A 22846-nucleotide genomic window follows, 5' to 3' on the forward strand; every position below is an offset into this window, starting at 1 on the left:
GCCCGGAGTGGGCGACGGAACTCGTCGGTGCGGTGCCCGTTGGGGTCCGGTGGAGCCCGAGCCCGGGCCCGTCCTGTGCGCGGAAGGGACCCGGGGGTCGCCCCGGGCGGGCTTGTCGCGGTCGGGCGGACGACGCTGCGCGCGGAGGCGGTCCGGTGCCACCGGTAGTTGTCGATCTTGTCGGGAGCGGTCGGCGAGTCCGGTTCGGGGGCCGGTACCCGGCACTCTGCGACCCGCTCTTCGGGCCGAAGAAGCTATCCGTCGGAGGCGGTCCGGTGTCGCCGGTACTTGTCGACCTTGTCGCGGTCGAGGTCGACGCCGAGCCCTGAGCCTTCGGGAACGACGAGGTGGCCGTTCTCGTAGCGGACGGGGGCCACGGTGAGGTCGTCCCGCAGCAACAGCGGCCCGATGAGCTCACAGCCCATGTCGAGCTCCGGAACCGAGGCGAACACATGCGCGGCGGCCGCGGTGCCGATCGACGTCTCGATGGCGGTGCCACCGTAGCAGCGAAGACCGCCGTGGGAGGCGATGGTCGCCACCTCCATGGCCGCGTGGAGCCCGCCGGCCTTGCCGATCTTGACGGAGACCGAATCACACGACCTCGCGGTGATGGCGGACATCGCGTCGACGGCGCGGCAGACGCTCTCGTCCGCCATGATGCGCAGGCTCCCCGTCCGCTCGACCAGCGAAGCCATCCCGGCGACGTCGCGCCGATCGATCGGCTGCTCCACGACGCTCACGCCCATCGCTTCCAGCCGTTGCACACAGGACACGGCGGTCCGGTAGTCCCAACTGCCGTTCGGATCGACCAAATAGTCGTGCTCGGTGCCGATTTTGGCGATGAGGCGGGCTGCCCGCTTGAGGTCCTCGTCGGGCGACAGCGCGCCGAGCTTCAACTTCAGGGCCGGGTGTCCCTGCCCGAGCCGCTCGATGGCCTCGTCGGCGACCTCCTGCTCGCCGCTCCCGCTCAACGCCCACCGTACGGGGATCCGCGTGCGCGCGGCCCCGCCGAGGAGGCGGTGAACAGGCACACCGAGGACGCGGCCGGTAGCGTCGAGCAGCGCCATCTCGACGGCTGCCTTGGCGAACTCGTTGCCGTGGCTCACCCTGTCCATTGAGGAACGGATCAGGGGAAGCGCGAGGCAGTCCATGCCCACCAGTACCGGGGCCAGGTAGACCTCGATGAGTTGCTGCTGCCCCTCGATGCTTTCGCCGCTCCACCACGGACCGCCCGGCGTCACACCTTCACCGATGCCGATGACCCCGGCGTCGGTGTGGACCTCCACCAGCAGGTAACTCTGGTGGTAGATCTCATGGTTGACGAACCGGTGTGGCCGGGAGGTCGGCAGGTCCACGATCGTGGTACGCAGCTTGGTAATCCGTAGCGTGCTCACGACTCTTCCATTCTTGAGCGATGTCTCTTACGGGCCGGGAAGGGAGTCTTCACGTCACTCGGGCAGTTCCAGGACGAGCTCCTCGCTCATCGCTCTGGACACACAAATCATCATCACCGAGTTCTCGGCGCGCTCAGATTCGCTCAGCACCTCGTCGCGATGGTGGGGCAGACCCTTGACCACCCGAGTCTCACACGTGCCACAGATGCCGTCCCGGCAGTCGAAGTCCAGGTCGTAACCCTCGCCTTCGAGGGCTTCGAGAATCGATTGGTCCGCGCCGACCCGTACCCGCTGCCCGGAACCGGACACGACCACGTCGAACGCGGAGTTTTCTGAGGTGTCCGTCCGGTGCGACGACTGGAAGCGCTCGACCCTCACCGACGACGGATCCGGCGCCAGGTTCTCGACGGCTCCGGTCATCCCCTCCGGCCCACAGCAGTACACGGTCGAACCCCGGTGGCGGTCGAGGATCGGCTGCAGGTCGAGCAGGCCTTCGTGCTCGTCATCGGCATGGACCGTGACCCTGTTGTCGTCCCAGGAGACGATCTCGTCGTGATAGGCCATCAGCGAGCGACGGCGACCGCAATAGACGAACTCGAATTCCGTGACACCGGCGGCACGCAGCTGTCGCAGCATGCTGAGGATCGGTGTGATGCCGATACCCCCGGCGAGGAACAGGTACCTTGCCGCGGGTTCCAGCGGAAAGTTGTTGTTGGGACCGTGCACCGGTACGACGGACCCGACGGGCAATTCGTCGTGGACGTAGGCGCTGCCACCGCGTGAAGTCGGTGACCTGTGAATGGCGATGGTCCAGGTGCCGTCGGACCGGTTGGCGCCGCACAACGAGTACTGACGGGTCAGGCCGGACGGCAGGTCGAGGACGATGTGCGCACCGGGGTCCCATGCCGGCAGCGGCGCACCGTCGGGATCGACCAGTCGGAGTTCGACGACATCGTCGGCGACCCGTGTTCGCACCTCGATCCTCACGTGTCGTTGTGTGTCTTTCCCGCTCATGCCTCTCCCGTCTGTGTCGCCTCTCGCATCATCTGCGCGCACGGCACGCCGTCGAGGTGTTCTCGGCAGAAGTGCAGGGTGGGGTGTCACGAGTCCGCGGCGGCTTCCGCCGACTCGTGTCTCTTCTCGGCGGGCCGGCGAGTGCGCTGTGTCTGGCGTGCTCGGATCGGACGACGTCGTGCTCACCGGGCGCCGGCTCCGGTGCCCGGCCGGCGCACCGGAGCCTTGTTCGTGGTTATTCCGGCTGGAGTACGAACCCGAACTCGCCGAGCGTCCAACTGTCGCCGTCGATGTCGGTCTTGGTGAGGGGGATGATCAGGCCGGGCTTGACGCCTTCGGCGCAGTCGCTGTCGATGTAGGGGTCGCCCTCGAAGTAGAGCTGGGTGACGAGGGGCTTGTAGCCCTCGGCGGTGACCAGGAAGTGCAGGTGCGCGGGACGCCAGGTGTGGCGGCCCAGGACCGAGTTGAGGAGGTCGCCCGTCGGCCCGTTCTTGGGGATCTCGTAGGGGGCGGGGCGGATGCTGCGGAACTCGACGGCGCCGTTCTGGTCGACGGGGACGCGGGCGCGCAGGATGTAGTCCTCGGGCACGCCGGCGTCGATGAAGCTGTACAGGCCCTCGTCGGTGGCGTGCCACACGTCGACCGTCGCGGTGGCGAGGGGCTCGCCGGCGGGGCTGCGGACGGTGGCCTTGAACAGCAGCTTTTCGCCGGCCTCGTCGGGTCGCATGGGCAGCGTGTAGGGGCGCTCGGTGAGTACGGGCGCGCCGATTTTGTAGTAGGGCCCCTCGATGGCGCTGGGGGTCCACGGGCCTTCGCCGTAGCTGTTGGTGTCGACGGTCGCTTCGAGGAAGGTGTCGGTCCACAGGGGCCACTCACCGGCCTCGCCCACCCGGATCAGGTACTGCGTTATCGCAGCGTAGTCCTCGTACCTAAGGCCGTGACGGACGATGAAATCCCTCGTCAGCTCGATGAACTCGTCGAACAGGTCGACGACACGCTGATTGGCCATGCATTCCTCCTGGGGAGGTCGTGGGAAGGGGAATCCAGCGTTCTTGTTGCGGGCGACTGGATTTCACGGCAACGCTAACCGGCGGGTCGGGACGCGGACCAATACCGGATCGGAACAATGCCCGTGCCAGACGGGTATCACGGTCCCGACGGGGTTCCTGCGGCATCGGTTTTCCAGGGGTGATCACTCGCCCCTGCCGTGGAGTCGTCACATCGGCTCGCAGGGGGACAGTGAGGTCTTCTCGGCAACTTGACGGTGATCGGCCAGCCGTCCGGGGCGGAGATGGCCTGGACGTTGCCGCCGTGGTGCCGGTGTTTTCCCGACCACCAGAGCAGGGCTTGATCAAGTTCCGTAGGCGTCTGGATCGTTGGTGATGCCCAGGATGGGGAGTGCTCGTTGGGGTGTGTCACGGATGGCCCGGGTGGTCTTGGCGATGTTGTCGGCTCCGAGGATTTTCAGCACGCCGATGGCGAGGTTGCGGAGGGTCGCCATGGCCCGTGGTGCGTTCCCGGTGTGGACGGTGGAGGCGTCCTCGGCGAAGGTGACATCCCTGATGTGGTGCGAGGAGTTCTCCACTCCCCAGTGCCCGCGAATCGCGGCGGCCAGGTCGGCCGGGCCGGTCTGGTGGGCGTCGAGGCTGGTGACGGCGTAGACACTCTCACGGGTCTCGTTCTGGCCGGTGGGCTTGCGCCGGTGGTGGACGCGGATGGCCAGGCGGGCGTGGGGAAAGGCGATCCCGCCGGCCTCGTCGGCGATGCCGCAGATCTTGATCGACCGTGACTCCCGCCGGCCGTGCCCGGTCCCGGAGGCGGTGTGCTGGACGGCGATGTCCCGCCACGGCAGGGCCGCGAGCTGGCTGTGGGCGGTCGGCTGGTTGGTCTTGATCACGGCGATGTAGTGGGCGTTCTTGGCCTCGACCAGCCAGGAGATGTTCGCCTTGACCGAGTGCAGGGCGTCGATCATGGTCGGTGCCGTCCGTGATCGGCCCGGCGGACGGAAAGTCCGGGAAGGCCGGTCGCGTGCCTCATCGGCGCGCGCGGTCCGCCGCCCACGCCGACCCGCCCTTCGATGCTCGCCACCGACGGATCGAGGGGCGGGGCGAGTCGGGGCCTCAGATCGACACGCGCGGGCCGCTCTCCGCGGTGGTTTCGGGCTCGGACGAGGTGGCGGACACGTGCTCGAGGAAGGACAGGACGAGCGCGGGCACGTTGTCCGCGCGGTACAGGCAGCTGAGCCCCTCGGGCGGGGTGTCGGAGAGCGGCACGAAGCCCACTCCCGGCAGCGTGACCCTGGTCGCGGACCGGGGGACCACCGAACAGAACCCGGCCGAGGCCACATACCCCAGGGCGGTGAGGACGTCCCCCGCCTCTCTCACGACGGGTGCCGAGAACCCGGCCTGTGCGCACAGTTGGGTGACCTCGTCGGCGAAGCTGGGACGCGGGCCCGTGGGAAAGAGCACGAGTTGTTGCTCCCGCAGATCCGCCAACTCGGCTTCGCCGGCTTTCAGCAGCGGGTGACCCTCGGGCAGCGCCAGGTAGAGGGGCTCGCTGGCGACACGGCGGACAACGAGACCCGGTTCGCTCCGGTACTGACGGCTGAACCCCAGGTGCATGCGTCCGTCCCGGATCGCGTCGGCCTGCACGTTCTTGGGGGCACGCTCGAGGACCAGGCTCACCGTCGGGCGGGTCTTGAGGAACCCCCGCAGCAGGCGTGGCACGGCGTCGAACATCGGGGACCCGAAGTAGCCCACCACCAGGGAGCCGGCCTGCCCCGCGTCCGCGAGCCGCGCACGGTCGATGGCGTACTCGGTCAGCTGCATGATCCGGTGGGCCCGGTCGAGCAAGACGGCACCGGCCTCCGTCAGCTCGACACCGCTGGGCGTGCGCGTGAACAGGCGCACGCCGACACTCCGCTCGAGTCGGGCGATCCGCCGGGTCAGCGGCGGCTGGGTCATGTGCAGCCGGGCCGCGGCCCGGCTGACATTCCCCTCCTCGGCGACGGCGATGAAGCATTCGAACTGCCGGAGATCAACTGGAAGCACGCTGCCGACAGTACTGACTGGGGTAGTCCGGGTGAACCCTCGGGGAGTTTCCGACGGAACGGGAGTAGCGACCTTATAGCCCGGTGCGCGACGTATAAGACCTGAATGCGCTGTCGGAATTCCCGTGCGGGCCCGCTCGCTCACGGATCTCCACGCCGTCGAGCGTCGGCATGCGGGCGACTTCCGGCCCGCGCGTCACATCCCCTACCCCGTCGAACGGGTGGGGCGATATATCCTAAAAATTAACGAATGTCGCATACTTTCATGCATCCATGATTCCGAATGTGAAATGCGCCGTCGGCGAGAAAGTCGAGTGTCGGGGTAGCGCTGTTCGCGGAAGGTATGAAGACGACCAGATCTCGGTATTGGACGGTGTGTGAGGCCCCTGTCTAACGTCTCCTCCAGCGCTCGGCGGGACTGCCCAAATCCGTCCTGAAATCCCAAACAGCCTGGAGGAAATATGCATGCTGTGATCATCGGCGGTGGAATGGGTGGGCTTTTCGCCGCTCTCGCTCTTCGCGAAGCAGGTGACACTTTCGATTCGATCGACGTCTACGAGGCGAGTGCGACCCCCACCACCGCGGGCGCGGGTCTGAATATCTCGCCGAACGGTGCGCGCCTGTGTCACTGGGTGGGCGTGGACCTCGACGGCGGTGACCCCAAGGGCCCTGACGGTGTCCTGGACGGCGGGCGCGCGGCGGTCCTGGAGGCGTCGCGGGAGATCCTGGTCGACGGATCGGTGTCCCGTAAGCCCATCCCCTACAACACGCCGGAGCAGCTGGCCGAGGGCGGCGGGTTCCACCACATGCATCGGCAGGACCTGCTGATGTGCCTGCACAAGCGGGTCAGCGAGCTCGGACCCGACTCGGGTGTGAAGTGCCCCATCCGCTTGCACATGGGCAAGCGCCTCGTCAAGCTGTCGCAGGACGAGAACTGCGGCACCGCCGTCTTCGAGGACGGGACGGTCGTCACCGGCGATGTCGTCATCGGAGCCGACGGAATCGGCTCGCGGGTGCTGAAGGAGACCTGGCCGGGCAAGGGGCAGCGTCGCTGGACGGACGTGGTGTGTTACCGCGGTCTGATTCCGCGCGACAAGGTCGCGGCGATGCGCAAGCCTGACGGCAGCCCGCTCGACCACAACCCGATCGACTCGTTCACGATGGACACCCGTCGGCACGACACCGCCTGGGTGATGACGTACTGGGTCCGTGGCGGAGAACTGCTCAACGTGTGGTATGGCGTGTACACGCCGGACTCGGGCGAGTTCCCCGAGGACTGGGCCGGATGGAAGCCGATCGGCAACTCGGACATCCTGGAGACCACGGAGCGCGCGTTCGCGGGCGACCCCCGCAAGGACGACATCCTCGCCATGGGCGCCGCGATGGTGGAGCCCACGAAGTGGGGGCTCTACGACCGGGACGCGCTCGAGGAGTGGCAGGACGGCCGCATCTGCCTGCTGGGCGACGCGGCGCACCCGATGCTCCCGACGTTCGGTCAGGGAGTCAACCAGTCCCTTGAGGACGGGGCGGCCCTGAGCAGCTGCTTCAAGCTGCACGGCGACGACGTGTACAGCGCCCTGCTGCACTACGAGCGCGTTCGGCACTACCGGGCGAGCCGCTTCCAGTTCGCGTCCAAGTTCAACTTCAAGGTGCTGGAGCCCGAAGACACGCCGGAGCGTAAGGCGCTGCTCGCGGCGGCCGACGAGCGGGACTTCCCTCTGTTCGCGCACGAGCAGCGCGCGGGCAACAACGACTCGTGGATCTACGACTTCGACGCGCGCAACATCGGTGACAAGCTCCCGAGGAAGAAGCTCGGTCCCTGGGACTTCCGCGACCGTGAGGTGATCGCCAACGCGCGCAAGGAAGTGATGCGCAACCTGTGGAAGCCGGAGAAGCCGGTGGAGGGTGGCCGGCAGATCACCAGGGCGGAGCTCGCGCAGCACAGCACCTTCGACGAGTGCTGGATCGTGATCGGCGGCAAGGTCTACGACTTCACCGAATGGAAGGACCACCACCCGGGCGGGGCGTTCGTCGCCCGCATGTACGCCGGGCGCGACGCGACCGCGGAGTTCTCGGACTTCCACAGCAAGGCGGCGCTCAAGCACATGGAGATCTTCTGCGTCGGCGACCTGGTCGACTGAGGGTCTACGCCTGAGATCGGTGGAGAGGCACGGCCCCGCGACACGAGGCTCGAGGCTCGGCCGTGTGACGCGGCCGGCCACGGCGGGCGACCTCGCCTAGGACGCCAGCTCGGCAGTCCTGGCACGTTCCCGGCCCGGCGCGAGACACGACCGATCCGGTGGGCTGTCCATGAACTCGGCACCCGGCCCCATGGAGATCGCAGGGCGGGTGACGCGGTCGTTCCCCGAATGCACGCCCGGGCACCCCGGTGGGAAAGTTTCCACCGGGGTGCCCCGCGCGCGATTCCGTACCCGGAGGCGGCCGACGCCGCCGAACGCAGCCGAGAAAACGCCCCCTTCACGCTCAAGTGAGACGTGCCGGTGCGGAGCCGCTTGTCGGTGGCCACGTGTAGGTTCCACTCTCCGGCGGATCCGAAGGACGTTCGGGCCGGGCCCGCATCACCCCATGGATGCTGTCGGGTCGCCCCGCTGCCCACAGGTCATCGATGCGGTCCGAGGTCGGAGCCAGCGGCATCGGCAGGCATTTCCCGCGACGCGGGGACAGGGATCTGCCCCACGTGCGGCGAGAGGCCGCGGAGCCGGGCGGCGGACCGCTCGCGCACCACGATTATCCAAGGCCCGAGCCGCGGAGCCACGACCGCGTCCGCCACGGCGCCACAGCCGCGGTCACCGCGTCGAACGTGGCAGAGTGGCAGAGTGCGGCCATCCACCGTCGTCCATCTGAAGTCCACTTCTCAGTCATCGGAAGCAGGGGTTGCGTGATCGAGGGCAGCCCCGGATGGAGGAAAAGAGATGCCCTTGTCCAAGAAGAAAAGTGCCACTGTCGCGGTCACCGGTGTGACAGGCGCCCTGGGCGGCCGGGTCGCGTCCCGGCTCGCCGACCACAAGGTCCCCCAACTCCTCATCGGGCGACGGCCGGAGCTGCTGCCCGAACTGCCCGGAGCGCAGCGGCGAGGTCCGGCCTCCTACGCCGACGCCGGGGACATGCGCAAGGCGCTGGCCGGGGCCTCGACCCTCGTCCTGGTCTCCGGACACCGCACCGGACGCCGGCTCGAGGAGCACGCCACGGTCGTCCAGGCCGCGATCGCGGAGGGCGTGGACCGCGTTCTGTACGTGTCCATCGTCGGCGCCGGACCCACCGCCACCTACCTCAACGCCCGCGACCAGTGGATGACCGAGCGGTACCTGGCAGGCATCGAAATCCGCCACACCGTGCTGCGTGCCGGCTGGTACACCTCGACACCAGCGGCCCTCGCCGACGAGGAGTTCGTGGTGCGCGGCCCCGCGAGTACCGGCCGGGCGGCCTTCGTCACCCACGAGGACATCGCCGACGTCATCACGGCGGTCGTACTCGACGGGGACGACCGCTCCGAGCACGACGGAGCGACCCTCGATATCACTGGGCCGGAGGCCCTCACCCTCGACGAAGCGATCACCCGTATCGCCGCGGCCACCGGCAGGCCGTATCGCTTCGAACCCGAGACGCTGGATGAAGCCTTCGCCTGGCGGTGGCGACAGGGCATGACCGGGGAACAGATCGAGACCTGGATCTCGTGGTACCAGGCGATCGAGAGGGGCGAGATCTCCACGGTCACCGACGTGGTCCCCCGGCTCACCGGTTCACCCGCGACCCCGATCTCGGACGCGGCCTGGTGGCCCGAGCCGAAGACCGCGCGCGGCGTCCGTTGAGGGACACGTCCCTGACGGACCTCCTTACGGACGGCTGACCCGCGCGGGAGATCGGCGACCACCGGTGCCTCGACGGCGAACCGGACGTTCGTGCGCGCCGACGGCCCGCGATGGGTCCGTGTCATAGCGAGGACCACCGGGGGCTTCGAGGTGCCCCGCCGCTCCCACCGCGCCGTGGGTCTTTGCGGCACGGCGGTCCACCGCCGTGCCGGTCGCGAGAGACCTCGACCCGGCTGGTTCGGCGGGGCACCACCCGCTCCCGTCCCGACCCGCTCTTCCAGAGAACCCGACCATCGCTCACGAGAGGCAAGCACCGCCCGGGAGGCGGTGTCGGACGTGCCAACGGGCGCGTCGTTGGCGGTGGGCGGGTTCAGGTTGAACGGCGTGGCGAACGTGTTGATCCAGTCGCTGCTCGAGCGCGGTGTGACGGGACTGTCGGTCGTCTCGAACAACTGCGGGGCCGTGGAGTCGGGCCTGGCGGTGCTGCTGGCGGCCGGATCAGCCGGGTGACGGGCTCGTACGTCGGCGCGAACAAGGAGTTCGCGCGCCAGTTCTAGCCGGTGAGCTGGAGGTCCAACTGATCCCGCAGGGCACCCTCGCGGAGCGGTTGCGGGCGGGCGGTGCCGGATTCCCGGCGTTCTACACCCCGGCGGGGGTGGGCACCCAGGTCGCGGCGGGGTCTGCCCTGGCGTTACGACGGCTCAGGCGGTGTCGCGTTGGCGTCGCCGCCGAAGGAGGTGCGCGAGTTCGACGGCACCGAGTACGTACTGGAGCGAGGCATCCGTACCGACTTCGCCGTGGTCCGGGTGACCAAGGGAGACCAGCACGGGAACCTGGTGTTCAACAAGTCCACCCGGAACCTCAACCCCCTGCCGTCGATGGCCGGTCGGGTGACCATCGCCGAGGTGGAGGAGTTGGTCGAGCCCGGCGCGATCGATCCGGACGCGGTGCACCTGCCGGGGATCTTCGTGCAACGGGTGGTGCCGCTCACCCCTGAACAGGCGGCGGACAAGAAGATCGAGCAGCGCACGGTGTCCGTGCCCGGGACACGCGAGAGGGGGAGCGGCTGATGGCCTGGAGCCGTGAGCGGGTGGCGGTCCGGGCCGCTCGGGAGTTGGGGAACGGCCAGTACGTGAACCTGGGCATCGGGCTCCCCACGTTGATCCCCAACCATCTCCCGGAGGGTGTGGAAGTCATCCCCGGTGCTTCCTTCTTCGACTCGGCACTCTCGTTCGGGATGATCCGAGGCGGCCACATCGACGTGGCGGTGCTGGGCGCCATGCAGGTCTCCGCGCGGGGCGACCTGGCGAACTGGGCGATCCCCGGGAAGATGATCACCGGGATCTGCGGTGCCATGGACCTCGTCCACGGGGCCCGTACGGTCACCGTCGTGATGGCAGCGCCACCGACGAGGGCCTGTACAGCTTCATCGACGCCGGCGTGCCCGAGGACTACATCCTGCGCGCCCGCGTCCCCGTCGACCAGAACGGCGCCGTCGAGTTCCGCAGCATCCGCCCCGCCCCCTACGAGATCCCCAAGAACGGGCCGACGGGCGACCTCCTCAACTCGGTCCTGGGCCGCCACACCTGGCGTCCCGCGCACCTGCACTTCCTGGTCACCGCCGAGGGCTACAAGCCCCTCGTCACCCAGCTCTACTTCGAGGGCGACCCCTACATCGACAGCGACTGCGCCGAAGGCGTCAAGCCCGGCCTGATCATCCCCCTCACCAAGACCGACATCGACGGCGACAGTTGGACGCTCGGCGAGTTCGGGTTCGTACTCCAGCCGGAATAACCACGAACAAGGAAAGGTCACTCGGTCTCCTCGATCGCGCAGCGGTCGGGATGTCGGAAGGTCGCAAGCAGTCGGCTGTCGCCGAGTTCGCGGGCCGCACACGATCACCGCATCAGGCCCGGGCGGAGGCCCGCGCGGTCGCCAGGACCGCGCTCGTCTCGGCCCGCTCGCGTGCCCGGCGACCGAATCGGTCGCGGCAACCCGGTGTCCAGGGCTCGGTGGAGAGCTCCGACACCGGCTCGGCCGACGGCCGATACCCGCGAAAGCGGCTTGGTGTTGCCGTCTTGGTATTGGCTTGCTCTCCACCCGTCTGGCTACGGTCGGCAAAGAATACGCAGTCGAGCTGAGCGGAGCGCGCCATGTGCCACAGCCATTCGGAGGCACCCGAGTTGGGCGGGGGCCTGACCGTGACGACGTGTCGGACACCCGGAGTCGATCCTGTCCCCTATCTGCACTTCGGCAGCGAGGAGACCACCGACGCCGATGTCATCGTCCTGATGACCGACATCTTCGGAGTGAACCCGTTCTATCGCCACCTTTCGGGCCTGCTGGTGGCCGAGGGATACCAAGTGGTGATGCCGGACATGTTCCACCGGCTCGGCGCCGCGGCTCCGGGACGTGACGGCGCGCTGGCCCGCCGCGCGCGGCTGCACGACCCGTTGGCCATGGACGACGTGGAGCGGGTCATCGAGGGCACCACGGACGGCAATCGCCGCTTCGGTGTGTTGGGTTTCTGTATCGGCGGGAGCTTCGCCCTGCTGAGTGCGGCCGCGCACCGCAACCAGGTCACTGCGACCTACTACGCGTTCCCCAAGGGCTCGCCGGGTGCGAAGGTGCCGGTCACGGAACCGCTGGAGGTCGCCGGTTCGATCGCCGGGCCGGTTCTGGGCCATTGGGGTCGGCAGGACTACATCGACGCGGGTGAGGTCGAGGAGCTCGCGAAGGTACTCGACACGGCTCCCGGCGAGACCGAGGTCAGATGGTACTCCGACGCGGGGCACAGTTTCCTAGCCGGGATGACCGAGAACCCTCAGGACTCCGTGGGTGCGGCGGCGGACTCCTGGCGGCGGACGCTGGCCTTCTTCGGGTCGCACCTCACTCCGGCCACGCGTGGCTGACCCGTCCCACCGACCGGCCCCGCGCCGCGAAACGGTCGGCGCGGGCGCGTAGTCGACGGCGGGTGGCGAGCCGGACGGCTCGTCGCTTCCGGGAACTGGCGGCCGCAGACGGTACTGGTGGGCACTAGGCCGACTATCCGGGGACTCGAACGACGGGCCCTGTCACATGAGGAGAACCTTTGCCATGATCGAGAAAGAGCCGTCTGAAGTTTCGGTGGGACGCGCGGACTTCGTCCACCAGTGGCCCGCCTCACGCGTCGTGTTCGGACCGGGCAAGATCTCGGTCGCCGCCAGTGAGGCGGCTCGCTTCGGCACCCGGTTCGCCGTGATTCACGATCCGACCGCCCAGAGCGCCGCCGACCGGGTGGCGAGCGACGCGCGAGGCGGGGTCTGCGCGCGGATCGGCGAGGTCGCGCAGCACGTCCCCGTGCAGGCGGTGACCGAAGCCGTGGCCATCGTCCGGGAGGCGCGCACGGAGGTATTGATCTGCATCGGCGGTGGCTCGGCCACCGGCCTCGCCAAGGGGGTGGCACGGGAACTCGCGTTGCCCTTGGTCGCCGTTCCGACCACCTACGCCGGCAGCGAGATGACCTCGATCTGGGGACATACGGAGGGCGGAAAGAAGACCACCGGGCGCGCGGAATCGGTCCGTCCCCGCACCGTGGTCTACGACCCCGAACTGACGCTGGATCTGCCCCCGGCGATCTCGGTGACAAGTGGCGTCAACGCGATCGCGCACTGTGTGGAGGCGATGTACGCCCCCGAATCGTCCCCGATGACGCGAGTGGTCGCCGCCGAGGGGATCCGGTCCATGAGCCGAGCCCTGCCCGGCATCCTCGACGAGCCTCGTGACGTCGCGGTCCGCGGCTTCGCGTTGCGCGGGGCCTGGCTTTCCGGCTGGTCGCTGGAGGTCTCCACGACCGGGTTGCACCACAAGCTCTGCCACATCCTCGGCGGCTTGCTGGACCTGCCGCACAGCCCCCTTCACACCGTGCTGCTTCCCTACGCCGTCGCGCACATCGCACCCGCCGCCGAGGCCGAAACCCGGATCGTGCTCGAAAGCCTCGGTCTGGCGGGGCCCGTGACCGATGCCGGGGGCCTGATCTGGGAGCGTCACCAACTCTTGGGGGCCCCCGCATCGTTGGCCGAGATCGGCATGCGCGAAGCCGATGTGGAGCGGACGATCGCCGAGGCATCGGCGGCGCTGGCCGATCGTCCACTCCCGCCGCGTCCGATCGGGTCCTCCGGCCTCCGCGACGTGATTCTGACCGCCTTCAAGGGTGACCGACCTGCGGCGTGACCCGTTTCCGCTGGGACGGGCTGAGATCGAATCGGGGCGGACGCGTGGCGTGGGTACCACCTTCTCGGGCGGCGGGCCGCCGGGCCGCATGACCTCCCTCCTGCGGACACCGCAGCGACTCGATGCGCCGCCTGAACAGCGACCGCCAAGCGGCAACAACCCTGTCAGCGATCAGGGGCAGGAGCCGGAGCCTTTGCCATCGTTGTCAGTCTCCACTCCGCAAACATTCCGACCTGCGGCCCCACTCGAGGAACCCCGGATTGGCCGGTGCCGACTTTCCGGCACAAGAGCCGATCGCGAGATTCCCCGGAGACGTTCCGCAAGGCTCCGCGCCCGCCGAAACAACACGAGAGGAAGAAATCATGAATGAATTTCTGGTCGAGTTGACCATCAACGTGCCCGAGGGGACCGACGCGGCAGAGGTGGACCGGCGTCGCGCCGCCGAAGCGGTCCGTGCCAAGGAACTCGCCGCCGAGGGCCATCTGTTCCGACTGTGGCGCCAGGCCGGGGAGCCTCGTGTCATCTCCGTGTGGCGCGCGGACGACGAGGCGGAGTTGCGCGAAATGGTCCTGGGGAGCCTGCCCCTGTGGCCTTGGGCGTCCGCTGTGATCACCGCTCTGCAGCCGCACCCCAACGATCCCAGCTGAGCCGTTCCGGGCCTTCCGGCACGGCACCACACTGCCCAGGCTCGGTGCGTCGATCAGGACCGCCGCACCGAGCCCGCAGTGCGCGCCCAGAGGTGGAGAAGTCGGTGGTTCACCGACTGGTTCGACGGGCCCTTGGTCGGTTGCGCGCGGGGCGGTCGGTACACCTCACGGGTACCCGTGCACCGTCGCGGGCCAGGGACGCGTCCAGTGCTGTCGGCCTCTTCGGCAGCCGTCATCAAAAATAGGGGCGCCGCGATGGCCAGCTACCCCGGATGGAGGGAAGCACGTCCGAGTACACCGGTGCCAAGGTGGCGGTCACCGGAGTGACCGGCGATCTGGGTCGGCTGATCGCGGCCCCCCAGCCCGCCGCTCATACAGCGCCGTCCCGGGCCGACGTCCTGAGTTACAGCAAGGACCGCCCGTCTACCGACTGGCCTGGGTCGGAACTGGCGGGGATCACCCAGATCACGGCAGAGAAGCGGCACCGCCTGCCGCAGGGGCAGCACCACGTACTCCTGCGCGGTGCCGTCGGCGCGCTGCCAGGCGGCCTGCCAGATCCAGACCCGCCGCCCGGCCCAGGCCGCGTCGACGCCCTCGCCAAGCGCGTCGACCACGCCGGCGCCGTCCTGGTTGGGAACCTGCTCGGCGCCACCGGCGCCTCGCGAACCGCGGCGCGCCTTCCAGTCGGTGGGGTTCACACCCGACACCCGCACCCTGACTCGGACCTCACCCGGCCCCGGCGCGGGCAGCGGACGCTCGACCAGTTCCAGCACATCGGGGCCGCCGGTGCTGCGATACACAATTGCCTTCATACCCTGCCTTCTCAAGTCGCGGTGCGGCAGTGGTGCAGGGCGTTGGCGCGGCACACCACGAAACAATTCTGGATGATGGAAATCATACAGGTATCAACACACTTGCGCTGAGCTGCAGGTTTACCCAACCGGGAGTACGCACGTCCGCCCCCAGGCACACCGGACCTGATCCGGAAGCTGTCGGCGGGGCTACGGCGTGGATGACCAGCTGGTCGACATGCCGGCTGAGCGGGCTCGAGCGGAGAATCTGCAGCTCAGCGGTGCCGGCGCGTTGTTGCAGCTACTGACCAAGCGGGTGCTGGAGTGCGCCCTGGAGGGTGAATCACCGATCACCTCGGCCAGGAGAAGCACGATGCGGCCGGGAAGAACGGCGGCAACTCCCGCAACGGGAAAGGGTCCAAGGCCGTGCTGGCCGATGTCGGCCAGGTCGAGACAGCCGTGCCACGGGACACCGACGTCGACTTCGAACCGCAGATCGTCCGTCGGCTGACCGGCGTCGACGAGATGGTGCTCTCACTGTCCGCGAAAGGGCTCACCCACGGCGAGATCGCCGCATATCCGGCCGAGGTCTACGGCGCGAGCGTGTCCAAGCCCCGGGTGTCGGCGGAGCCCGATCGGGCCTGGCCGGAGCGGATCGATGAAAGGTCCGATCTCCTGGGGAAAAAAGTGCACGAGATCTAGGAAGCAAGGGGGTTGTCCCGTACATTCATGGGACGTCTCCCCCCCTCACTGTCGCCCGCCGTCTGGAGAACTCACATGCGCAGGGCTGTTGTTGCATGCCTTGTGGCCGTTGCCGCCGCCGCCTTCGGGGTGTCGAGCGGTGGTCCGGTCGAGGCCGCTTCGCACACCGATGTGCTGCACGTCGCGCCCGACGGGCACGGGACCGCCTGTACCGCGCACAGTCCGTGCACGCTGGATACCGCCCGGGACCGGGCCAGGCCGCTGGTCCCCGGTGCCACAGGGGACGTTGTCGTCGAACTGCAGGGCGGCACCTACCGGCTCACCGGCCCGTTCCGACTCGGGGTCCAGGACTCCGGACGGCCCGGCCACTCGGTGGTCTACCGGGCAGCCGCCGGACAGGCCCCGGTGCTCACCGGTGCCGTCAAGGTCACCGGGTTCAGCAAGGTCGACGCGGACAAGAACATCTACCGCGCCAAGGTGCCCGCGGGCACGGCGGCCCGCGAACTGTTCGTCAACGGGGTGCGGGCCGACCGCGACCGAAGCCGGCGCGACCCGTCCGGGTTCACCGCCACCTCCACCGGGTTCACCACCGCCGACTCGTCCTACACCACCTGGACCGACCCCGCCCGGGTCGAGGTCGTGCGCAACAGCGGCTGGAAGCAGATGCGCTGCCCGCTCGCCTCCATCAAGGCGTCGGCGTCCGGCGGTTCGGACCTGACCGTGGATCCCGCGTGCTGGAACAACAACCACACCTCGGTGCCCCACCCGGGCTTCCCGTTCAACGGCGCCGGGCTGCCCACGCTCGAGGGCATCACCTGGCTGGAGAACGCCTACCAACTCCTCGGCACACCGGGCCAGTTCTACACCGACCAGAACGCCGGCTACCTGTACTACGTGCCACGGCCGGGCGAGGATCTGGCCAGGGCCGACGTCGAACTGCCCGTGGCCTCGCAGCTGGTGGACGTGTCGGGCACCCCCGGTCACCTCGCGCCGCTGAACGACACCGACTGGCGGGCGGTCTACACCGGCTCATGGGGTTACTCCACCAGCCGGCCCCTCGGTGACCTGAACGCCGACGTGCACTACACCTCCACCGACGGCGACGCCGTCAGCTACACCTTCAACGGCACCGGGATCCAGATGCTCTCGGAGACCAACGACGACGAAGGCAGCGCGGACGTCTACATCGACGGCAAGAAGATGTCCGCGGTCTCCGGCAACGGGCCGGTGCGGCTCGCCCAGCAGGCCATGGTCTCGGTCACCGGACTGCCCAAGGGCACCCATACCCTGCGCGTGGTCAAGACCGGCGGGTCGTACCTGCTGGTGGACGGCTTCACGGTCACCCCGGACGCGATCACGCCGGTGCACGACGTCACCTTCTCGGGCATCACCTTCTCCGGCACCACCTGGACCGCCCCCACCGCCGAGGGCTACGTGGACAACCAGGCCGGTGTCGTCTGGGACCCGACCACGCGCACCCCGGCGCGTATCCCGGCCGCCGTTCAGGTGCACCGCGGGCAGCGGATCACCTTCGAAGGCGACACCGTCACGCACACCGGTACCAGCGGCATCGACCTGGCCGACCAGACCCAGGACTCCACGGTGACCGCAAGCACGATCACCGACACCGCCGGAATCGGCGTCGCCATCGGCGAGGTCGACGACTACTACCAGACCGATCCGGCGCTGATGACCAGCGGCAACACGGTCTCCCGGAGCGTCGTGCAGTTCCCCGGCCAGGAGTACGCCGACGCGGTCGGCATCTGGGTCGGATACAGCCGCGGCACCACGCTGTCGCACAACGACATCGGCTACACGCCCTACTCCGGCATCTCCATCGGCTGGGGCTGGGGCTGGGCCTCGGACTGCACCCTCCAGGCCAAGCAGGGCCTGCCCACCCCGTGCGCGCACGGCACTACCTATGCCGGCGGCCAGCACATCATCGGCAACCATGTGCACAGCGTGATGGGCGCGCTGTTCGACGGCGGCCCGATCTACACCCTCGGTGGCCTTTCATCGCCTTCGGAGTTCACCGGGAACGTGCTGTCGGAGTGCATCGACGGATGCAACATGATCTACCACGACGAGGGCAGCTCGCAGTGGAACACCCACGACAACGTGGTGCGCTTCAGCAACGGGTCGCTCTGGACGAACCTGTGGACGCCGAGCATCCATGACGACGCGATCCACGACAACTACAGCGACACCGCCTCCTACATCAACAGCGGCACGGACATCACGTTCCAGCAGGCCACCGTGGTGACCGACGGCGACTGGCCGGCGGCGGCGCAGGCGATCATCAAGGCCGCGGGCCCCGGCACCCTGCCCGGAACGACGATCGACGACGACGACCTGCGGGTCTCGTACACCGGCAGCTGGTCCTCGAGCGGTTCCCGCGGCGACGGGGACCTCGACAACGGCGTGCACTACGCCCAGCAGAACGGCGCCGCCGCGACGATCTCCTTCACCGGCACCGGAATCAGCTTCCTCACCGAGACCAACTCCGACGAGGGCGACATCAACGTCACCCTCGACGGCGCCTCGAAGGGGACGGTCAGCGCGAACAGCCCGCAGCGACACGCCCAGCAGAGCGTGTACACGGTGTCGGGCCTGACCGCCGGCCCGCACACGCTGACGCTCACCAAGGTCAGCGGCAGCTATCTCCTGGTCGACGGCTTCATCCTGAGCTGACCGGCCGTCGTCGGCCGAAGAAAGGCAGTCAATGTTCCTCGTCAAGGCAAGAACGATGCCGGTGCTGGCGGCGGTGGCCGCGGCCGTGACCGCCCTGATGGTCGCCGCGCCGTCCGCGCCGGCCGCACCCGCCGCGGGCGGCCAAGCATCCTCCGGCCGGCAGCTGTCGGCATGGTCGCCGAGCATGACCATCGGCGGCCCGAACTTCGACAACCGGACCATCCGGATGGTCGTCCACTCCAGCATCAACGGGCACGGACTCCGTATCCACCTGTCCAACCTACGCGGCACCACCCCGCTCACCGTCCAGGCAACGAGCGTGGCCGCGCAGTCAGACCGTGCCACCGCCGTCCCCGGCACCCAGCACGCGGTCACCTTCGCTCACCACACCTCGATGACCATCGCCGCCGGAGCCGAAGCCGTCAGCGACCCGGTGCCCATGACCGTCACCGCCGACCACAACATACTGGTCAGCATCTACCTGCCGAACGCCACGAGTTCCGCCACCTGGCACTCCGACGCGTTCGACACCACCTACCTGTCCGCGCCAGGCGACCACACCGCAGACACGGCGGACGGCAACTACATCACGGCCACCACCTCCTGGTACTACCTGTCAGGGCTGGACGTCGTCTCCCCCGACGCCCGCGGCACCGTGGTCGCCTTCGGCGACTCCATCACCGACGGCTACAACACCCCGACAGGGGCGTACCACCGCTGGCCCGACGACCTGGCCCGGCGGCTGGCCGGCACCCGGCCGATGGGCGTGGTGGACGCCGGCATCGGCGGCAACCGCGTCCTGACCGACGTCCCCAACATCTGGCAGGGCATCAGCGCCACCAAACGGTTCGCCCACGACGCGCTCGGCCAGCCCGGGGTACGCGACGTGATCCTGATGGAGGGCATCAACGACATCGGGAACAACGCCGGGCCCGACGGCGGCCCGCTCACCGCGCAGGACCTGATCAACGGCTACCGCAACCTGATCAACCAGGCCCACGCCGCAGGCGTCCGCATCATCGGCGGCACCATGCTCCCCGACAAGGGCGCCAGCTACTACAGCGACTCCGCCGAGTCGATCCGCCAAGCGGCCAACCAGTGGATCCGCACCAGCGGTGCCTTCAACGGCGTCATCGACTTCGACAAGGCCCTCGCCGACCCCACCGACCCCACCGCCCTGAACCCGGTCTACGACTCCGGCGACCACCTCCACCCCAACGAGGCCGGCATGCAGGCGATGGCCAATGCCATCGACCTCAACCTCCTGCACTAGCGGTGGTTTGTTGACGGCGGGTCATGGCTGCGGTAGGCCGATAGCAGAGGACCGTCGCCTTGCTGCCTGGGGGGCTTGTGATGACCCGTCGTGTGCCGTGTCCGCCCGCACCTGGCCCGCTGGAAGCCTACGCCGCACGCTTCGATGACCTGTTCTCCACACTGGCACAACGCCGCGGGTTCCGCGAGTACCTGACCGGACTGCTGTTGCCGCGGGACCGCAACAAGACGCTGACCTGCCTCGCAGGTTCCGAGCCGGTGGTCGGCGCCCAGCACCCGGCGGTGCAGCGGCTGCAGTTCTTCTTGTCCGAGTCGACCTGGGACCACGAGCGGGTCAACGCCCGCCGGGTCGAGATGCTCCTGGCCGACCCCGCGACCGCACCGCACCCGGGCGGGGTGCTGGTGATCGACGATTCAGGCGACCGCAAGGACGGCAAGGCCACCGCGCACATCGGCCGTCAGTGGCTGGGCCGGCTGGGCAAGACCGACAACGGAATCGTGACGGTGACCACCTGCTGGGCCGACGAGAACCTCTACTACCCACTCCACGCCGTGCCCTACAGCCCCGCCCACCACTTCCCCCAAGGCAAGAGCGACCCCCGCTTCCGCACGAAGCTGCAGATCGCAGCCGAACTCGCCCGCGCAGCAAAGACCGCCGGCGTAGCCTTCCGGGCCGTGGCCGCCGACTGCGCCTACGGCGACCAGGACAGCTTCCGCAGACAACTCCACGCGGCAGGGCTGCCGTTCGTCATGGCCCTCAAACCGAGCCACGGCACCTGGGCCTACGGCAAGGACGCCTGCACCCCGTCGACGCCGCCCGCGCCCTGACCTGGACCGGCCCCCAGCAACCCGGCGACTGGACCCCGGTCCGGCGGACCTTCCGCGACGGGCACACCGAGACGTGGTGGGCCGCCGACGCCCACCTCGGCTGGTGGGGCCCCGACGGAAGCGTCCGCCTGGTCGTGGCGACCGCAGACCCGGCCACCCTGCCCGCGCAGGCCACCTGGTACCTGGCCACCGATCTCCCCCGTCCCGGCGGCCCCCGCGAGGCCGACAGCCCCGAACCCAGCGCCGACCTGCACGAAGTCGTAAGGATCTACGGCATCCGGCACTGGATCGAGCAGAGCTACAAACAGATCAAAGACGAACTCGGCTGGGCCGACGTCCAGGTCCGCTCCGACACCGCCATCCGCCGTCACCAAACCCTGGTCACCTGCGCCTTTTCGTTCTGCTGGGACACCTGGTTCAGCCCACCGCCCAAGGTCTCGCCCAGAACTACGCCACCGCAGCCACCCGAGGAACCGGTCCGGCCCGAGAGGGGGACCAAGCAAATCCCACCAGCCCCAACCGGCCAGCTGGCCCACAGCGATACGAGCCGTCCGGGCCTGGCTCGCCCCCTGGACCGCCCTCCAACGCTACTGGCGGGCATGGACCAACGCACCCCCACCACCCGAACTCCAAGCCCTCATCACCGCCCTCAGCGCAGGCCACCCCCTCGACCTCTACACCCCGACCTAACAAACCACCGCTACTGAACTTGAACTCGTGATGTCGGTCGGCTCGTGGTGGCGGCGTCAGGGTCGGAGACTGCTGGCTGTTGTGCTCGGGTTCAGGACGGTGGCTGTAGCCAGCGCCGCGCCGTGGGGAGATTCACCTCGACGTCATCGCTCCAAGAGCAGACCTCCAGCCATGAGAGGTAGCCGCCTTGCGTGAAGACCAGGACCTCGCCAGGGCACTCGCCGGTTTCGGTGAACAGCTGTACGTCGACAGCCACGACGGTGCCGAGGCCCGTTGGAGCGGGCTCCACCGCGTCGGCGTCGAGTTCGAAATAGGCAGTGCCGCACCCGCACTTACAGCGGGATTGCACCCTGAGTTGGGGCACCTGTCGTCTGAGGGCGACGTGAACGGGCTCGTCCGGGCTCAGGAGGAGGTCAAGCACGTCGGCTACGTCCTCGGGCAGGCTGTCAGTCATGCCGCCACCGTAGCTGACCAGCAGCTTTGGAGTTCGACCAATTTCGGGTCCGTCGACCAGACGCTCACGGGTCCAGGGCCAGCTCAGTGCCTGCGAGGCAGCCGTCGATGACCTCCGGTCGGTACTGCAGCATCTTCAGTTTGCGCTTCACGGCGCGAGTGATCTGGCCGAGGTCGGCCGCGGCGAGGTTGCCGATGTCACGCTTGACCAGCGACCACACGCCTTCCTGCGGGTTGAGGTCCGGGGCATAAGTGGGCAACTGGAACACCGTGAGCCACTCGGCGTTCGCGTCGATGAACTCGCGCATGCCAGCCGTCAGGTACAGGCGGACGTTGTCCCAGACCAGCACGATCGGTCCGCCGAGCTGGATGCGGGCGCGGACGATCAGGTCGCGGAAGTCGCGCCAGCCGAAGCCCTTCGGCTCGTCCTTGCGGCCTCGATACTCGCGGATCGCGTAGAACAGCCGGGACCGCTGGCCCGGCTTGTAGCAGGCCATACCCGCCATCGACACGCGCCCCGAGCCCCGGCCCCTCACCTTCACGACTGGGGTCTGACCGATCCGGCCCCAGGTCCTGGCGCGCGGCGGAGTCATCGACTGCCCGGCCTCGTCCTCGAAAACGATCCAGGCGTTGCGCTCCGCCGCGGTGCCCTTACCCGCGGCCAAGTCACCTTCTTCCAGACCTCGACCGCGTCGTCATCGCGCTCGATCGCTCGCCGAGTGGGCTGCTGCCAGCTCCAGCCGTGCCGTTTCAGCAGCCGCCAGGTGCCCTCAACCGTGTAGGAGACGTGGAAGAGCCGGCCGATCAGCGTCTTGATCCGTGCCAGCGTCCACCGCTGGTCCGCCCAGCCGTGAGCCAGTGGACCACGCTCCAACTCCCGCTCCAGCCTGGCGATCTGGGCTTCACCGAGCCGAGGTCTTCCCGGCGACCCCTTCGACAGGACTCCCACTTCTCCACTCTCGCGCCAGGCCCGGCGCCACCGCTCGACCGACCGCACACTGATCCGCAGGGCAGCGGCAATCTCCGCGTTCCTCTGCCCGCCCTCGAAACGCTCCACGGCCTGGAGCCGTAACCGCTCCCGAGTAGCCCTCTCGGCGTCGGTCAGCCCGCCGCCCTGCGCGTACCTCACACCCCACGGCTACCGGTACCGACGACCAACTGTCAGGCGAACGGCACCGACATCACTCAATCAAGTTCAGTAGATCGTTCCGTCGCAATAGTTCACGGAAGGTTTGTTTCCTGGAACGATGCGGACCGGGACAGGTGGTGTGGC

At 68.5% G+C, this 22846-nt stretch carries 16 protein-coding genes and 5 pseudogenes; 12 read left to right on the forward strand and 9 right to left on the reverse strand.

The features are described from left to right. Window positions 1-254: 254 nt before the first annotated feature. From RV983_RS07330 to RV983_RS07355, 6 genes and pseudogenes are all read right to left on the reverse strand, one after another. The gene (locus tag RV983_RS07330) at window positions 255-1394 is read right to left on the reverse strand and encodes a muconate/chloromuconate family cycloisomerase (RefSeq protein WP_475984977.1); all 1140 of its coding nucleotides are present in this window, start codon (window positions 1392-1394) and stop codon (window positions 255-257) included. A gap of 54 nt (window positions 1395-1448) precedes the next feature. Continuing rightward, window positions 1449-2381 (reverse strand): PDR/VanB family oxidoreductase, encoded by a 933-nt coding sequence (locus tag RV983_RS07335; protein WP_475984978.1) that lies wholly within the window; start codon window positions 2379-2381, stop codon window positions 1449-1451. A 262-nt stretch (window positions 2382-2643) separates the two neighbouring features. After that, on the reverse strand, window positions 2644-3417 hold the full coding sequence (locus tag RV983_RS07340) for a dioxygenase family protein (protein ID WP_475984979.1): 774 nt from the start codon (window positions 3415-3417) through the stop codon (window positions 2644-2646). Window positions 3418-3650: 233 nt separating this feature from the next. Next, a pseudogene (locus tag RV983_RS07345) lies at window positions 3651-3749 on the reverse strand (IS5/IS1182 family transposase); the annotation flags it as partial. 10 nt (window positions 3750-3759) lie between these two features. After that, the gene (locus RV983_RS07350; protein WP_475984980.1) at window positions 3760-4380 is read right to left on the reverse strand and encodes an ISAs1 family transposase; all 621 of its coding nucleotides are present in this window, start codon (window positions 4378-4380) and stop codon (window positions 3760-3762) included. Window positions 4381-4528: 148 nt separating this feature from the next. After that, the gene (locus tag RV983_RS07355; RefSeq protein WP_475984981.1) at window positions 4529-5458 is read right to left on the reverse strand and encodes a LysR family transcriptional regulator; all 930 of its coding nucleotides are present in this window, start codon (window positions 5456-5458) and stop codon (window positions 4529-4531) included. A 460-nt stretch (window positions 5459-5918) separates the two neighbouring features. Here RV983_RS07355 and RV983_RS07360 point away from each other — a divergent pair, with 460 nt between their 5' ends. From RV983_RS07360 to RV983_RS07395, 8 genes and pseudogenes are all read left to right on the forward strand, one after another. After that, the gene (locus RV983_RS07360) at window positions 5919-7598 is read left to right on the forward strand and encodes a cytochrome b5 domain-containing protein (protein WP_475984982.1); all 1680 of its coding nucleotides are present in this window, start codon (window positions 5919-5921) and stop codon (window positions 7596-7598) included. Window positions 7599-8396: 798 nt separating this feature from the next. Then, window positions 8397-9287, forward strand: coding sequence for an NAD(P)H-binding protein (locus RV983_RS07365; protein ID WP_475984983.1), 891 nt, complete (start codon window positions 8397-8399; stop codon window positions 9285-9287). 327 nt (window positions 9288-9614) lie between these two features. After that, window positions 9615-10357, forward strand: a pseudogene (locus tag RV983_RS07370) (CoA transferase subunit A). Further along, window positions 10357-10683: pseudogene (locus tag RV983_RS07375) on the forward strand (CoA-transferase); the annotation flags it as partial. The pseudogenes RV983_RS07370 and RV983_RS07375, both read left to right, overlap by 1 nt. Further along, window positions 10632-11081, forward strand: coding sequence for a dioxygenase family protein (locus RV983_RS07380; RefSeq protein ID WP_475990241.1), 450 nt, complete (start codon window positions 10632-10634; stop codon window positions 11079-11081). The pseudogene RV983_RS07375 and the gene RV983_RS07380, both read left to right, overlap by 52 nt. 359 nt (window positions 11082-11440) lie before the next feature. Then, complete coding sequence (locus RV983_RS07385; protein WP_475984984.1) at window positions 11441-12199, forward strand: dienelactone hydrolase family protein; 759 nt, start codon at window positions 11441-11443, stop codon at window positions 12197-12199. A 184-nt stretch (window positions 12200-12383) separates the two neighbouring features. Beyond that, window positions 12384-13499: a maleylacetate reductase gene (locus RV983_RS07390; protein WP_475984985.1), complete on the forward strand. Its 1116-nt coding sequence runs from the start codon at window positions 12384-12386 to the stop codon at window positions 13497-13499. 362 nt (window positions 13500-13861) lie between these two features. Beyond that, complete coding sequence (locus RV983_RS07395; RefSeq protein WP_475984986.1) at window positions 13862-14146, forward strand: muconolactone Delta-isomerase family protein; 285 nt, start codon at window positions 13862-13864, stop codon at window positions 14144-14146. Window positions 14147-14409: 263 nt separating this feature from the next. Here RV983_RS07395 and RV983_RS07400 read toward each other — a convergent pair whose 3' ends face one another. Continuing rightward, window positions 14410-14946 (reverse strand): alcohol dehydrogenase catalytic domain-containing protein, encoded by a 537-nt coding sequence (locus RV983_RS07400; protein WP_475984987.1) that lies wholly within the window; start codon window positions 14944-14946, stop codon window positions 14410-14412. Window positions 14947-15175: 229 nt separating this feature from the next. Here RV983_RS07400 and RV983_RS07405 point away from each other — a divergent pair. The 4 genes and pseudogenes from RV983_RS07405 to RV983_RS07420 all read left to right on the forward strand — a co-directional run. Beyond that, window positions 15176-15600 (forward strand): annotated as a pseudogene (locus RV983_RS07405) (transposase); the annotation flags it as partial. 114 nt (window positions 15601-15714) lie between these two features. Beyond that, window positions 15715-18330: a hypothetical protein gene (locus RV983_RS07410; RefSeq protein WP_475984988.1), complete on the forward strand. Its 2616-nt coding sequence runs from the start codon at window positions 15715-15717 to the stop codon at window positions 18328-18330. A 31-nt stretch (window positions 18331-18361) separates the two neighbouring features. Next, on the forward strand, window positions 18362-19603 hold the full coding sequence (locus tag RV983_RS07415) for an SGNH/GDSL hydrolase family protein (protein ID WP_475984989.1): 1242 nt from the start codon (window positions 18362-18364) through the stop codon (window positions 19601-19603). A gap of 80 nt (window positions 19604-19683) precedes the next feature. Then, a pseudogene (locus RV983_RS07420) lies at window positions 19684-21137 on the forward strand (IS701 family transposase). A gap of 74 nt (window positions 21138-21211) precedes the next feature. Here the strand turns inward: RV983_RS07420 and RV983_RS07425 are convergent. Both RV983_RS07425 and RV983_RS07430 read right to left on the reverse strand, forming a co-directional pair. Continuing rightward, window positions 21212-21574 (reverse strand): hypothetical protein, encoded by a 363-nt coding sequence (locus tag RV983_RS07425; RefSeq protein WP_475984990.1) that lies wholly within the window; start codon window positions 21572-21574, stop codon window positions 21212-21214. Window positions 21575-21638: 64 nt separating this feature from the next. After that, a protein-coding gene (locus RV983_RS07430) for an IS630 family transposase (RefSeq protein WP_475984991.1) occupies window positions 21639-22702 on the reverse strand; the annotation gives its coding sequence in 2 pieces (ribosomal slippage) (window positions 21639-22250 and window positions 22253-22702; 1062 coding nt in all). Window positions 22703-22846 lie beyond the last annotated feature (144 nt).

Source organism: Streptomyces sp. RLA123 (assembly GCF_056270165.1).